At 55.6% G+C, this 13,586-nt stretch carries 12 protein-coding genes and 1 tRNA gene; 2 read left to right on the top strand and 11 right to left on the bottom strand.

The window, feature by feature from the left end:
• Nucleotides 1-14: 14 nt before the first annotated feature.
• Both madL and madM read left to right on the top strand, forming a co-directional pair.
• Nucleotides 15-452, top strand: a complete 438-nt coding sequence (gene madL, locus ACIPO9_RS04290) for a malonate transporter subunit MadL (protein ID WP_400605942.1) — start codon at nucleotides 15-17, stop codon at nucleotides 450-452.
• 1 nt (nucleotide 453) lies between these two features.
• Entirely contained in the window at nucleotides 454-1,218 is a 765-nt protein-coding gene (madM, locus tag ACIPO9_RS04295) for a malonate transporter subunit MadM (protein WP_400779030.1), read from the top strand.
• Nucleotides 1,219-1,336: 118 nt separating this feature from the next.
• Here the strand turns inward: madM and ACIPO9_RS04300 are convergent, their stop codons facing one another.
• The 11 genes from ACIPO9_RS04300 to ACIPO9_RS04350 form a co-directional block, all read right to left on the bottom strand.
• Nucleotides 1,337-1,645 carry a DUF6124 family protein gene (locus tag ACIPO9_RS04300; RefSeq protein WP_274133218.1) on the bottom strand — a complete coding sequence of 103 codons (309 nt, stop codon included), beginning with the start codon at nucleotides 1,643-1,645 and terminating at the stop codon, nucleotides 1,337-1,339.
• Between the two features lie 148 nt (nucleotides 1,646-1,793).
• Nucleotides 1,794-2,195 carry a hypothetical protein gene (locus ACIPO9_RS04305; RefSeq protein WP_400779031.1) on the bottom strand — a complete coding sequence of 134 codons (402 nt, stop codon included), beginning with the start codon at nucleotides 2,193-2,195 and terminating at the stop codon, nucleotides 1,794-1,796.
• A 165-nt stretch (nucleotides 2,196-2,360) separates the two neighbouring features.
• Nucleotides 2,361-4,886 (bottom strand): hypothetical protein, encoded by a 2,526-nt coding sequence (locus tag ACIPO9_RS04310; RefSeq protein ID WP_400779032.1) that lies wholly within the window; start codon nucleotides 4,884-4,886, stop codon nucleotides 2,361-2,363.
• Between the two features lie 11 nt (nucleotides 4,887-4,897).
• Entirely contained in the window at nucleotides 4,898-7,558 is a 2,661-nt protein-coding gene (locus tag ACIPO9_RS04315; RefSeq protein ID WP_400779033.1) for a hypothetical protein, read from the bottom strand.
• A gap of 941 nt (nucleotides 7,559-8,499) precedes the next feature.
• A complete protein-coding gene (locus ACIPO9_RS04320) occupies nucleotides 8,500-8,808 on the bottom strand; it encodes a DUF2846 domain-containing protein (RefSeq protein WP_400779035.1) in 309 nt (102 codons plus the stop codon).
• A gap of 269 nt (nucleotides 8,809-9,077) precedes the next feature.
• Nucleotides 9,078-9,473 (bottom strand): hypothetical protein, encoded by a 396-nt coding sequence (locus tag ACIPO9_RS04325; RefSeq protein WP_400779036.1) that lies wholly within the window; start codon nucleotides 9,471-9,473, stop codon nucleotides 9,078-9,080.
• Nucleotides 9,474-9,574: 101 nt separating this feature from the next.
• Nucleotides 9,575-9,650: transfer RNA gene (locus tag ACIPO9_RS04330), tRNA-Thr, on the bottom strand.
• Between the two features lie 296 nt (nucleotides 9,651-9,946).
• The gene (locus tag ACIPO9_RS04335) at nucleotides 9,947-11,152 is read right to left on the bottom strand and encodes a methyltransferase (protein ID WP_400779038.1); all 1,206 of its coding nucleotides are present in this window, start codon (nucleotides 11,150-11,152) and stop codon (nucleotides 9,947-9,949) included.
• A 212-nt stretch (nucleotides 11,153-11,364) separates the two neighbouring features.
• Nucleotides 11,365-12,054 carry an ABC transporter permease gene (locus ACIPO9_RS04340; protein WP_274133199.1) on the bottom strand — a complete coding sequence of 230 codons (690 nt, stop codon included), beginning with the start codon at nucleotides 12,052-12,054 and terminating at the stop codon, nucleotides 11,365-11,367.
• A complete protein-coding gene (locus ACIPO9_RS04345) occupies nucleotides 12,051-12,746 on the bottom strand; it encodes an ABC transporter permease (RefSeq protein ID WP_400779040.1) in 696 nt (231 codons plus the stop codon). The genes ACIPO9_RS04340 and ACIPO9_RS04345 overlap by 4 nt, the downstream gene beginning before the upstream one ends.
• 65 nt (nucleotides 12,747-12,811) lie before the next feature.
• Nucleotides 12,812-13,576: an ABC transporter substrate-binding protein gene (locus ACIPO9_RS04350; RefSeq protein ID WP_400779042.1), complete on the bottom strand. Its 765-nt coding sequence runs from the start codon at nucleotides 13,574-13,576 to the stop codon at nucleotides 12,812-12,814.
• Nucleotides 13,577-13,586 lie beyond the last annotated feature (10 nt).

Consider the following 13,586-nt stretch of genomic DNA (forward strand, 5'->3'; position numbering starts at 1 on the left):
TGAGGGCAATAACAATGATTATTTACGGTGTCGCGTTACTGGCTATCTGCACCCTTGCGGGGGTGATTCTCGGTGATCTGCTCGGCGTGCTGCTGGGCGTCAAATCCAACGTCGGCGGCGTCGGGATCGCCATGATCCTGCTGATCTGCGCCCGCCTGTTCATGCAAAAACGCGGCGGCATGAGTGAAGGCTGCGAAATGGGCGTCGGCTTCTGGGGCGCCATGTACATCCCCGTGGTGGTCGCCATGGCCGCCCAGCAAAACGTCGTGACCGCGCTCAAGGGCGGCCCGATTGCCGTCATCGCCGCCATCGGTTCCGTGGTGCTCTGCGGCCTGACCATCGCCATCATCAGCCGCACCAACAAGGGCGAACCGCTGCCCAAAGAACAAGACGAAACCGCGCCACACGCCAGCGTGATCGCCGCCACGCCAACCCCAGCAGGAGGCCGCTGATATGTGGGATCTCATCCAGAAAGACCTCATCAGCCAGGGCCTGGTCACCGCATTCGCCGTCGTCGGCGTGGTGATGTGGATCTCCGTGGTGCTCTCCAAACGCCTGACCTTCGGCCGCATCCACGGCTCGGCGATCGCCATCGTCATCGGCCTGGTACTGGCCTGGATCGGCGGCGTCATGACCGGCGGCCAGAAAGGCCTCGCCGACCTCGCGCTGTTCTCCGGCATTGGCCTGATGGGCGGCGCCATGCTGCGCGACTTCGCCATCGTCGCCACCGCCTTTGAAGTGCAAGCCACCGAAGCCAAGAAGGCCGGCATGATCGGTGCCTTCTCCCTGTTCCTCGGCACCGTGCTGCCCTTCATCGTCGGCTCCTGCGTGGCCTACGCCTTCGGCTACCGCGACGCCGTCAGCATCACCACCATCGGCGCAGGCGCCGTCACCTACATCGTCGGCCCCGTCACCGGCGCCGCCCTGGGCGCCAGCTCCGACGTCATGGCCCTGTCCATCGCCACCGGCCTCATCAAAGCCATCCTCGTCATGGTCGGCACCCCCATGGCCGCCCGCTGGATGGGCCTGGACAACCCACGCTCCGCCATGGTCTTCGGCGGCCTGGCCGGCACCGTCAGCGGCGTCACCGCAGGCCTCGCCGCCACCGACCGCCGCCTCGTGCCTTATGGCGCACTCACCGCTACTTTCCACACAGGCCTGGGCTGCCTGCTCGGGCCATCGTTGCTGTACTTCATCGTGCGAGGAATCATGGGCTGACCCCAACCCAGAGAACACCGCTCCCCGTAGGAGCGCGCTTGCCCGCGATTGCGGCCCACCACCCGCCGCAATCGCCGCGCCATACCCGATTCTCAAGCGCGCCCCTCGCCGTTCATCTTCAACCCGACTTCTTATCCACCCCCCGCACCTCCCCCAACCCCGCAATAGACGCCTCAACCAATGCCTTAGCCGCTTCGATCTGATGCACCACCGCCCGGGCGAGGGGCCGAAACTCAGGCGTAGAGTTATCGGCAGATTCATAAGCCGTCGCGGCGGCGCAGTTGAGGTATTCGGAGACCAGCACTAATGCATCCTCGACCAGGATGCCGGATTGCACGTTGAAGAGACTACGGCTGCCAAAGTTGACGCCGAAGGGGAGGGATTTGGTGACTGGGGTTTCGGGAGGGTGGGGCGTTGATCTGATCATTTTTGGGTTCCATCCAATTGGAGCCTTCACCTTCTGCTGTCAATCAGAAGGTGGCAGCCGTACGCGGGTTGACAGACCAGCAGAACCCACCTGGCGCACACGAGTGTGCCCCACGTACAGCCGCCATGACACATCCAACGGATTGGTGTTAGCGAGCAGTGCGTGTGTGTTCTGAACGGCCTGTCAAAACCGGTCGCCGAATAGCGACGGAAAGGAGCCTATTCCTCGATCCAGAGCACCGCAACGCGTCCGGGAGCATATCGGCAATTTTCAGACGCGTCCTACAGGATCTGGTTTGTTTTGTGGGGGGATGTGTCGGTTTTGATGTTTTTTTATGCCAAAAACGGAGGTGCGGATTAGATTCCAGCCGCGCCGAATGCGATCCGGTCCGCTCAGTCTGTTGTCTTCGCTCGTCGCTGCTGGTGCCAGCCATTCTGAAACTCGTACGGAAACCCAGCCGATCCAGCATGTCCAACATCGCATCAGGGATTAATTTATTGATTTTGCCGGTCGCCAACTCCAAAACCCGTGACTGCGTGGCGTTCAGCATGGCCGCCGTTTCGCTCCGCTTCAGGTCCAGTTTTTTATGCAGTTGGTGATGGAATTGGAATGCTATAGTAGCGATTCGTGTGAATGAGTGGGCAGACTTATGTTTAATAAATGTGTAGGGTTATTAGGGCCCTACACACTAAAGTACTATCAGGCTGCCAACAAGCTACCCTAGAATAGGATCATGGAATCTATAGGCGCGACCGCGTTCATTTAAGGGTGCCAAATAAGCTAGAGCGGACTGGTCGCTGATACCTTGGTTGCGTAGTGCGCCGTAAAGTTGATAAAACTCGCCATTTAAATCCCCGGCGAATATTCCCGGGTCGTCCGAACCTAGTGATACCATGATTTCGGGATCGCCTATTTCCATAAAGCCGGGCACACGCATCCAGCGAAGTGAATGGTGTTCACTAAAATTGCGGTATTGACTAATTCTTACATTGCTGGAAGGAAGGGTTTCGATCACCACATTGCGTTGCGAAATTTCGCGCATCAGGGCTTGTTGGAGTTTTATATAAATCACCTCATCGAAATAAGCGGCGTCGACATTCTCGAGTGATTCGCTTCGCCGGCAAAGGTCGTCATCACTGAGCCACTCCCACAGGAGCTTCAAGTGGTGTGGGCTAGCTTCCATCGCTTCTTGGACCCGTATTGCTTCGGAGTGCCAAATATCGTTAAGTGGTAAGGTATCCCCAAATCGTTTTGATTCAAGAGCTATTTTTAGATAGTGGGTATTTAGGTGTCTAAACCCCATTGCGGCCTCTAGCTCGGCGCAGCTGATGTTTCGGCGGAAAAGCTCTCCAGCACATTTAGTTAGGTCTTCCGCAACTTTAGACGCAGCAGCGGTTGCTTCAGGCAAGGTGCGTAATAAACGCCACGCGCCCAAGAGGTCTAACATCCAGTCACCTTTTTTTATGACAAGCTGTCCTGGCATACGTTCCAGCCACAATCTTGGTGATATGCCCATCGCTGTACCATGGCCTATGCGATCGCCATCCCGTAAATCAAGGAGTTCTAGAGCATCATACATTGCACGTACACCACTCAATAGATGAGCAAAGTCTTCTCCCACATGGTAGCTCCGGTGTGTTAGGCCGGCGAGCTTGCACACTCTATAACAACTGGAAAATACTTCCGGAGGCGCATGAAGCTCATTCGATGCCGCGTCTATCCCACGAATCCAGGTGCGTAGTCTAGGCCATCTATTAAGGGTTTCGATAAGTACGTTTGTACTGTTCTGTAGCTCTGCGCGCTGAGCGTAAAAGCGATTCGGACCCGCCTTAGCCCCAGGCTTCCATGGCTTTTTAATGAAGTGGACAACTAAAGCAAGGCGATGATGCGATCGATCGAGTGGCGATTTTTGTTGAAAAATAGCTTCAAGCTGTGCGAGGAGATCGGCGAGACTACGTGGAACAGTATTGCGGGTGTGGTTATGAGGTATATAGCCATTAAGATATTGCCAATAACCACCAAGTATCGCTTTCAATAAGTTGTGGTTCTTACGCAGCGTGCCTTTCGGCGCGAAGCGACCTTCTAAGTAATTGGTTCTGCTGGCGGCAGCGTGCTTACCATGCATGGCCCAGAAACGAGGGAGGTAGTCTGTTTCCGCAAGCTCGCGCAATTCTGTATATGTTAATTTTTGAAATTGATCGAATCCAAACTGCTCCTCGCTTTGAACCAAGAGGCGATAATACTGGTTTTGTAATAGTAGATAGAGATGGAACATTCGCTCAATCACAGCGCTTGGTTCTGCAGTCAGCTTTTGTAAAAGCAATTGCATCCAGGTTAACTCATCAAAAGTGGAGCTTCTGCTAGTCAGTTGCAGTTGATTGTCGTAAGCGGAGGGATCCAGATCTTCCTGGTCATATTCCTTGGTTAATCGTGAGTAATCATAGGGCAGAGCGATATCAGCACTCAGGCTATTAGTAGCCGCCGCTACCAGCCATAGGCGTACACGGCTTGCGACTAAGAGCTGGCTGTATAGTACTGCTGGCGACATTTCGGGGTTGATAGAGTGCGCCAATTCACGGACCCTCGACGCATCTGCCCCACTGCGATTTTTCCATTTTTTACTGAACTCTCTAGTTTCCTGCTTTGGTGCCTGCAAAGCTCGTAGCCAGCAGCTTTCTGCATGAGTGCTCCCATTTAAATGTAGATGCGTCTCATGTAAGCCTTCGCGATTTAGATAATCCTCAACTAGAGAATCGTATGGGCTTACAATTGGAGAATGTCTGCCTGCCCAACTAACATATTCCTCCCTCGTGACTGGATCTTGTGCCGGATTTAGCTTGTCGCTAGGCTTTTGCAGCACATGAACCATAGCCTGCAAGGGAGTTCCTGTCATGCGGCTAACTATGCTTTGTTGCCATGCTCCGAATTTCTGCTGCTTAACGTGCAGTCTTCCGTGTTGGAATCTTAAAAACTCGTCCCCAATGACTTGTAGTGCGGAGATTAACAGCGATGGCGCCTTGTTAGTTGTTGAATTGCTTATAAGGTATTGGAAGCTATGCTCAAAGACATGGTCCGGTAAGCGTGACGACCAAGGGAGATAACTAAGATAAATCGCCTCTCGCAGCTCATTCGGGGGTAGCGGCATGGCGAAAGGCGCATGCCGTACGAGTGACAATACCTTATGGCTAGCAAGAAGGCTTGTGCCAATTAGGGCGATAACAGAAGCAGCTTCTTCGCGCATATTGTCCTTCATTAATTATTAGATTCTTCTTGATCGTTGCGCGTCTCAGAATCCTTCTTCCACTTCGTGCCGGCAATGTAGGTCTTATTTAGTTTTTTCCACACGGAATCTTCACAAAGTAAATCTGCCACATTTGTTTTGGCAGTCGCAGTTTTCTCGTTGTCTGGTTTCGCATATGTATCATCATTGCACTGTATGAGGCCTGCAACAAAATTTTTGGTGTTGGCTGTACCTTGCAGCAATCCAAGAATTAAAGGGCAAGTTGCTACTAGATACGTTAGCGGAAATTCCGATAGGTTGTCTTTGATAGACTTAAACTTGTCAATAAAAACCTTGGCGGATGTGAGAGGGTTCGTACGATCAAGTGCGAAGCCATTTGCTAGCCTACCAGAGGCGCTACTCAAGTGATAATCCTGTTCCTCGACAAAAAATGCATTGATAACACAGAGGGCAAACAACTCCATAAGGCTGGCTGCTCCAACTCCTTCTTGAGAAACTTTAGGCCTGTTTGCGTCACAGACTTTTTCTAAGCTGAAATACAGGCGCGTCCAAATTTTACCAATGAGTACAGCAGACGGGTTAAGCTTTGCGCGTAAAACCGATGTGTTGCAAAGCCATTCGTTTGCGGATCTTTCAAGTGTTGCTAATTTCGCTGCATCGTCGGTAGCATCCTGCTCGCTATCTTCCTCATCTGCTGCGTCGTTTTCCCATTGCGGTCGTGACACACTCAAAGGCGGGTATGGCTTGGGTAGCACGCTGAGTACAGGATATTTTTTTGTGTTATCCCCTTCAAGTGCTAATAGGCGGCCCATCAGGCCCAGAATATTGTAGATTGAGGCATAAGTACGTGACGCAGAACCCGACACGTCCACAAGACTTAGGGCAAATGCTGGTAAGTCGCTGCTCCCTTTAAGAACACTGAGGCAGGTTTTATACTGTGAGTCGGCCTCTTTTGGTGCTTGGTCTGGTTTTCCTTTATTGAGACCTATAATGCCAGCGTGCACAACGGCTCGATTAGGGTTAGCTCCGTACGGCGCCGAGAGAATAGTTACGGCGTGCCTGGCCCAGTTCAAAGCATCTTCTTTACGCCCGATTCCCATATATTGCTCAAATTGCTGACGAAGTACCAGAGCATCATCCCCAGTTCTGAGGTCTTTGCCCTTCCGCCGGAGTACTTGCCCATAGAGAGCCACGCTCCCGGGGCCCGCTAACATGTAGTCGATAAGAGCGGCGGGTTTTTCTGCACACAGCCTAGTGACATCTGCCGAGAGCGCAGAGAAGCTGTTTTTAAGATCCGCATTGCTAGGCTGTGGGCGCAGGTAAGCCGCGGTGTCAAAGTCACCGTCCCGAACCGCAAGGTCGAATACAGCTTTAGTCAACGCGGGAAGTTCATGGGCGGATATTGCATCTACATCGACCCCAAATTTATACAGGCTGCCTAGGGCTAGGGCCCGAAGGCTTTCGCTTAATGCTTCGGACAACTCTTTGTTCCATGCATGGGATTGATGATCATTTGAACTGCCCGTGACTAGAAAAGGCGCACATCTACACAGGACTTGAAGAATTGAGCGTAGAGGCTGCTTTAGCAGAAATTCTCTATATAGCTCAAGATCTCGCGGAGTCTTAATTCGAAGTCCTTGTTGGACCAGTTCATCAATTACTGTTTCCGGATTTCTTCTCGGGTGATCGCCCCAATTGCTGAGGCTTAATTTGTATAATTCCGGGTTGCTCTTCAAAAGATTCCAGAGTGGGCGTAATTGAAGCCGGCGGTGCATTGGGAATAGCTTGAGAAGATATTGGTCTTCCAAGTGGTCAACCATTTTGTTGCGCTGCTCTCTTCGCTCAGGCGTTTGATCGTGCTTGGCTTCACCAAGGCTTTCATAGAAGTGATCACGAACCATGAGTGAATATAGTTCAATGTCGCCGGTGACTAGGATAACGAGTCGTGGAGTGTCTAAGTACTTACGAATGCACTCAAGCACATTATTTGCGTGTTGAGAGTTGGTGTCTGCGTCATCGAATGCTAAAACTAATGCATCAACTTCCAATGCCATGCATGTGATATCTAGAAGTGCATGTAAGTTCTCGCGCAGATCAGCACTGTGCCCAGCGCGCTCTAGACCCCACTCCAGGAAAAGTTCAGCATCTAGATCTTCGAGTTGGTCGTGGCTTTTAGCAAACAAGCTCAAGCCACCAGCAAGCTTTTTGAATGCGTCTCGAAAGCTTTTGTTTAGTTGTTCTCCATCTAGCCTGTTTGTTCTTCTGGCGATTGTATGCATTTTCTCTTTTAGAGCTTTCAGCACGCTTAAAAGTATGACTTCGCTGCGTTCGATGCGGCTAGGATCAATATACGCCAGAGAGTCAACGGTTTGAGGGTCAAGATCCTTGGGGAGGGCATTGTAAGCACTTCGAAGGAAAGTAGACTTTCCAGCGCCCCGGGTGCCATCTACGAAATAAACGAGACCACTTCCAAATGGGTAGCCATTTGTCCGCACACTTAGTTTCTTGTTTTTAGCCTCGGCCTGGGCTTTGGCAAGGTCACCGGATATTTTATTTTGTAGATTTAGATAGCATGCGTGTTGAACGAGCTGTTGGGCGTCAAGATTTGCATTGTTGTCACCAAGGTCGAGATCAATGATGATTTCTTTGCTGCGTTCTGATGTTTGAGCCATACGTATCTCGTGATGAGTAGTGTCCAATCGCTATCAGATCATATGATTCATAAAAAATCTACCTGAGTGAATGGTTGTTGTATCCTCCACTAACTTTAATGGGGGAAGTCTCGATAGCAGTGGATTTCTTCCTGACTGGCTGGCGCAAGCTTTCTAGACTCGACGCTACGTGCTATCACGTCCAGGTACTCACGTCGAGCCGGGTTAAAGTAGGTGAATTGCCTAATACACTCCCGACCGGCTTTCAATCGCAGTCTCGCGCGCATTTCAAACCGCGCCAGATTGCGCAATGCAGCAAAGGGGCGATGGTTCAGATACTGACCAACCCGACCTTCGACCTAGATGTTCAGTTTGACCAACGTCCCCACTTGAATTGCCAGTCAGAACCTACTCAATCTCGTCCCGCGATGGATGCTGAGCATGTTCAGAATTCACACCTGTTAATTTATCGAGAGAGGCGACTTTGCAGGACTTACGCTTGCTTACAAAATGTAAACTTAGACATTTATGATCCCACTCCTCGAACAGTGTTATTGGGAGGGTGGTGGAGGCAGAGGCGCGACGACCGGCGCTTGTTTGACAATCATTCGTTGCAACCCATTCCTCGGCCGATTCGGCAACCACTGCATTGATTTGGTGGCTCGTCCGGCGCTTATCGCTCAAAATACCGCGGGCGAGCTCATGCATTCGCGTCCCATGTGGCGCCAAGTCCGAGATGGGCGTCCGATATCAGAGAGGGAGCGATTTGGGGCTGCTGAGCCAGCGCTAGGTTGCCTCAGCGTTCACATTCCCGGGTCAGGCACCTTCTGGCACCACTTAATCCCTCGCACAGCCCTCTTCTCAGGAACCAGCGCATACCGGGACTGAACGTGAGTCCCGCTAAGGCGTGCATCATCCACTTCACCTAAAGTCCGCCCATTGTCATGCGCCGAGGCCCCGACCTAGTCGGCGATTAAGTAAGCCTTTCCATTCTCGACCTTGATATCGAAACCCTTGTTCACCATGCCGGTAATGATGGGGGGCGAGGTCGATTCGAGGGTGTGTTTGCCAGCAGCAACCGTGGTCTTGAAGTAGCCGCCGGATGGCAGGCTGCTGACGGCTTTCCCATCGATGTGGATAGTGGGTGCCACGGAGTCGCCGATGTTCGCAGCGTTGCGATAGAAGTACAGGGTGGCCTGGTTCGGGCTGGATTCTGCCGGAGGTATAAAGAAGAGTAGGGCTTTCAGGTCGGGGCCGCTGGGGCGTCTCATGGGGGAACATTCCTTGTAAGGCGGGAAGTCACGTTGGGCCGCCCTTCCTGGAAGGGCGGCCGGGTTGATTCAGAGTTTGCATAGGCCTTTGCCGTTGTCGGTGGCATCCGAGCTGGGCCAGGGTTCGAACGCGCTTTTCGCGGTCAGGTTCAGGATGGTCCGGCCGTCGAAGATCGGGGGTATCTGGGCTCCAGGATTTCCAGGGTCTTGTCGGCGTTGTTAACGTTGCCCAGGGAGAAGCGCAGAGCGTCGGCGTGGAGGTCGCCGATTTAGGCGATTTCTCCGAGGTGCACGGTGAACACCACCGGGGCTGAACGCGCCATCGAGTGGCCTCCGTAGTGCACGTAATACCAGTTGGTGACTTCATATTCACTAGGCGGCACTTCATGCATGTAGAGGTTGCCCAATTGGTTGCGCGAGGTCTGATCGTTTTCGCTACCTAGGGTTCTCAACTGCAGGGTGGTACCTTCCCCGCCATGTTGCTTGATCTGGACCACCAGCCCATGGGGCTGAAATAGAAAGTCTTCGGCGATGGAGCCGACGATGATGGCTTTGCTCGGATCGGGCGGGCGTTTGCGGTCATAACGCGGGGTGGCGTAGCCGACTAGCAGGTGGTGGAGAGGGCAATGGCTGCCCAGATGAGAGGCTGTTTGCTGGCCTTTCATAGGGTAGGCCTAGACAGTCCCTTGGTAGGTTGTTGAATCGGCGCGTACGACGCTGAAAACAAAAAAGGCCCACCTTTCGGTGAGCCTCTCTCGCTGAATCATGGTGCCGGCACCAGGAGTCGAACCCGGGACCTACTGATTACAAGTCAGTTGCTCTACCAACTGAGCTATACCGGCGTGTGGGCGCTGATTATAGGGATTTGAGCTGTCGAGTAAAGCCTTAATTTCGCTTTTTTTAGGCGGGCTTATGACGGATCGCGATTACCGTTATTCACAACTGATCCATCGGGTGGGGGACGGGCGGTTGATTTGTGGAAGCGTTCTCATTTGTTCGCAAGCTACTGTTTTTGCGCAAATTTAACAGTTGTTTAAAAAATGACCGATTTGTTAAAACGTTTGCGAGGCAGGGTTTGTCTGCGTTGGCGGGAATTCCATCAACAGAGTTATCCACAGGCTGGGGTGTGGTTTGTGACTCAGTTTCGTTCCGCCAGGATGAGCAGATTTCGTGGTGTGAGCAGGCTGTCGCAGAAGATGCCGATGAGGACTGTGTAGTCACGTTGTTGTAGGTAGAGCGCGCGGTCGAGGATGAGCCATAGCTCCAGCGGGCGGCGGAAGAGGTTGCGCAGCAGCTCTAGGTTGCGCACCTGGGCCAGGCGTTGCCAGCCGGCGGCTTCGAGGGCGGGCCAGTCTTGTGGGCCGGGTGGGGGCAGGTGTTTGAGTTCGGCGAGGTCTGTGCAGTAGTCGGCGAAGGGTTTGTCGAGCCAGGCGCTGGGCAGCGATGGGGTGGGCAGGTAGTCGTCGATGCCGCGCAGTTGGCGTTGCAGTATGTCGAACCCCAGGCGGCGGGCCATGGAGGTGTCGCGCTGGCGGCGTACGCGGGCGCCGGCGGTGACGGTTTCGCTGAGGGGTAGGGCGAGGTCGTCGAGGCTTAGGTGCAGTTCGGATGCCTGGCCGTTTGCGGACAGTGGCTGGTAGTGGTCGCTGGCGATGCGGTTGTAGCAGCAGGGGGCGATGGCCATGTGTTGGCAGTGGGCGTCGCTGGCCAGTTGCATGAGGCGCACGTGGAGGTCGCCGCAGGCGTGGAGGGCGACGGGGGTGTGCTGTGCGGTCAGGCGGGTGGCGGCGTCTTGCGCCATGACGTCTTGGTGCAGGTGCTGGGCGTTGATGCCGAGTTTGTCGCTGAGCTTGCGGCCGGCTTCGACCAGATGGGGGTCGTATTCGAGGCAGGTCAGGGCCTGGCCGTCGTGGGCGAGGCGGCGGCCGAGGTGGCCTTTGCCGGAGCACCAGTCGAGCCAGTGGCTGGGGCTGGGGCTGTGGTGGAAGGTGAGGCGGCTGGCGAAGGCTTCGATCTGTTGCCACTTGCGGCCGGGGACGTCGACGCTCATGCGTGGGGATACGTGGGTCAGCGCGGCGTGGGGCAGTGGGTCGATCTGGCTCAGGGTTCTGGATTGCTGTGCGAGTCGGGCGAAGGGCTCGGGGGCGTCGAGGTCTTCGGGGTGGTTGTGGGCGGCTTCGGCTTGTTCGAGGGTGCGGTTGCGCAGCCAGGTGGATAGTGCAGGGTGGAGTGTTTCCCACGGCAGTTGGCGGTGGGTGAAGGGGCGTGGACGCCACAGGTGCTGGTGCGCGAGCAGGAAGGCGTCGAGCGCGTGGAAGCGGGGGAGCAGGTCTGTGGGGTGCATGGCCGGGGGCGGTGGTGTTGGGTGTAGGGGGAGTTTAAGGGAGTTGGGGTGTCAGGTGGTGATGGGGTGGGTGGTTTGCGGCAGGTCGCGGGCAAGCGAGCTCCTACAGGGTTGCGGTGACACGCATCTGTAGCAGCATGGCTTGCCAGCGGGGGCGGTCTGGAGGGCGCTCCCGCCGGCAAGCCGTGCTGCTACGGATTGTTGGTCACCTTTTAGCGGCCTTGCAGTGCGTTTACTCGCAGTTTGCGTTCCAGCAGTTTGAAGGCCTGTACCAGTACGAAAGAGATAGTGAGGTAGATCAGGCCGGCCAGGAAGAAGCTTTGCTCGGGCATGTAGGTGCGGGCGTTGATGGTGCGGGCCATGCCGGTGATGTCGAGCAGGGTGACGGTGCTGGCCAGGGCGCTGGCCTTGAGCATCAGGATGACTTCGTTGCTGTACGCCGGCAGGCCGATGCGGGCGGCGCGAGGCAGGATGATGTAGGTCATCGCCTTGGCCCGGGACATGCCCAGTGCGCGGGCTGCTTCGACTTCACCCACCGGCACGGCCTGGATGGCGCCGCGCAGGATTTCGGCGATGTAGGCAGTGGTGTGCAGCGTCATGGTCAATGCCGCGCAGAAGAACGGGTCGCGCAGGTAGGGCCACAGTGGGCCCTGGGTGATGACATCGAACTGCGCCAGCCCGTAGTACACCAGAAACAATTGCACCAGCAGCGGTGTGCCACGAAAGAAGAAGATGTAGGCATATGGCAGCGCGCGAACGTAGTTGTTACGGGATGCGCGAGCGATGCCCATGGGGATCGCCAGGATCAGCCCGGCAACCACGGCGATGGCCACCAGTTCCAGCGTCAGGGTTGCACCTTGCAGCAGCTTGGGCATCCATTTGAGGGTGAATTCCCAGGTCATGATGCGCTCCTCGCAAACCCTGTCGATGCGCGACGCTCCAGCCATGCCAGGCCGACCATCGACAGTGCGGTCATGGTGAGGTACATCAAGGCCGCGACCATATAGAAGGTGAATGGCTCTTTGGTGCCGGTCACGGCGATCTGCGCGTGGCGCATGACTTCTTCAAGCCCGATCACGGACACCAGCGCGGTGTCTTTCATCAGAATCATGAACAGGTTGCCCAGCCCCGGCAGCGCGATGCGCCACATCTGCGGCATCACCAGCTTGATGAAGATGCGCGGGCGCGACAGGCCCAGTGCCAGGCCGGCTTCTCGATGGCCCTTGGGAATCGACAGCATGGCGCCGCGAAACACTTCGGTGGCATAGGCGCCGAAGCACAGGCCCAGGGCGATGACACCTGCGGCAAAAGCGCTGAGCGACAGATTGGGAATGCCGAAAATGTGGCCGATGGCGCGCATGGCGTTGACGGTGCCGAAGTAGATCAGCAACACCCAGAGCAGTTCGGGAATGCCGCGTACCAGGGTCGAGTAGCTGCCACCGAGCCATTGCAGGGCGCGATTGGACGAGGTTTTCGCCAGCGCGCCGAGCAGGCCGAGAACGAGACCCAGGCACAGGGCGGACAGCGCAAGTTGAATGGTCATCAGCATGCCAGCCGCCAGGGCCGGGCCGAATCCGTGGAGATCGAGGTTCATAACGCTTCTTGGCAGGAGAACCCGCGCCGCGGCTCACTCAAGAGCTACGGCGCAGGTCGGGCGAATCAGAGGATGCTGAACGGGAAGTACTTGTCGTTGATCTTCTTGTAGGTGCCGTCTTCGATTATTTCCTTCAGCGCGGTGTTCAGGCGCTCGCGCAGCGGGTCGTCCTTGCGCACGGCGATGCCGATCTTGTCGTCGCCGAACATGGGCTCGCCCTTGAATTCATAGTTCTTGCCGGCGTCGCTTTTCAGCCACTCGTAGCTGGCGTACTTGTCACCCAGCAGGGCGTCGAGGCGGCCCGAGGACAGGTCCAGGAAGGCGTTTTCCTGGGAGTCGTAGAGCTTGACGGTCACGTCGTCGCCCCAGTTGTCTTCCAGCCAGGTGCCCGACAGAGTCGCGCGCTGGGCACCGATGGTCTTGCCCTTGAGGGCTTCCTTGATGGCGGCGTTGTTGGCGCCCAGGTTGGTCGACTTCGGTGCGATGAACTGCAGCTTGTTGGAGTAGTACGGGTTGGTGAAGTCCACCGCCTGCTTGCGCTCCTCGGTGATCGACATCGAGGAGATCAGGAAGTCGAACTTCTGCGCGTTCAGGGCCGGGATGATGCCGTCCCAGTCGGAGGTGACGACTTCGCAGGTGACTTTCATCTTGGCGCACAGGGCGTTGCCGATCTCGACGTCGAAGCCCACGACCTGGCCGCTGGCGTCCTTGTTGTTGAACGGCGGGTAGGCGCCTTCGATGCCCATTTTCAGGGTTTCTGCGGCAAAGGCATTGCCAGCCACGGCCAGGGTGGCGACGGCGGCCAGCAGGAAGTGTTTCAGGGTCTGCATCGATGTTGCT

The sequence above is a fragment of the Pseudomonas sp. NPDC090203 genome (assembly GCF_044746765.1).
GTDB lineage: Bacteria > Pseudomonadota > Gammaproteobacteria > Pseudomonadales > Pseudomonadaceae > Aquipseudomonas > Aquipseudomonas putida_AD.

What these genes read in the sequence shown, in the direction of transcription:
- ACIPO9_RS04340 (WP_274133199.1), bottom strand. Translation starts at nt 12,054, where the DNA reads ATGACCTGGGAATTCACCCTCAAATGGATGCCCAAGCTGCTGCAAGGT.
- ACIPO9_RS04310 (WP_400779032.1), bottom strand. Translation starts at nt 4,886, where the DNA reads ATGCGCGAAGAAGCTGCTTCTGTTATCGCCCTAATTGGCACAAGCCTT.
- ACIPO9_RS04350 (WP_400779042.1), bottom strand. Translation starts at nt 13,576, where the DNA reads ATGCAGACCCTGAAACACTTCCTGCTGGCCGCCGTCGCCACCCTGGCC.
- ACIPO9_RS04325 (WP_400779036.1), bottom strand. Translation starts at nt 9,473, where the DNA reads ATGAAAGGCCAGCAAACAGCCTCTCATCTGGGCAGCCATTGCCCTCTC.
- madM (WP_400779030.1), top strand. Translation starts at nt 454, where the DNA reads ATGTGGGATCTCATCCAGAAAGACCTCATCAGCCAGGGCCTGGTCACC.
- ACIPO9_RS04315 (WP_400779033.1), bottom strand. Translation starts at nt 7,558, where the DNA reads ATGGCTCAAACATCAGAACGCAGCAAAGAAATCATCATTGATCTCGAC.
- ACIPO9_RS04345 (WP_400779040.1), bottom strand. Translation starts at nt 12,746, where the DNA reads ATGAACCTCGATCTCCACGGATTCGGCCCGGCCCTGGCGGCTGGCATG.
- ACIPO9_RS04305 (WP_400779031.1), bottom strand. Translation starts at nt 2,195, where the DNA reads ATGCTGAACGCCACGCAGTCACGGGTTTTGGAGTTGGCGACCGGCAAA.
- ACIPO9_RS04300 (WP_274133218.1), bottom strand. Translation starts at nt 1,645, where the DNA reads ATGATCAGATCAACGCCCCACCCTCCCGAAACCCCAGTCACCAAATCC.
- madL (WP_400605942.1), top strand. Translation starts at nt 15, where the DNA reads ATGATTATTTACGGTGTCGCGTTACTGGCTATCTGCACCCTTGCGGGG.
- ACIPO9_RS04335 (WP_400779038.1), bottom strand. Translation starts at nt 11,152, where the DNA reads ATGCACCCCACAGACCTGCTCCCCCGCTTCCACGCGCTCGACGCCTTC.
- ACIPO9_RS04320 (WP_400779035.1), bottom strand. Translation starts at nt 8,808, where the DNA reads ATGAGACGCCCCAGCGGCCCCGACCTGAAAGCCCTACTCTTCTTTATA.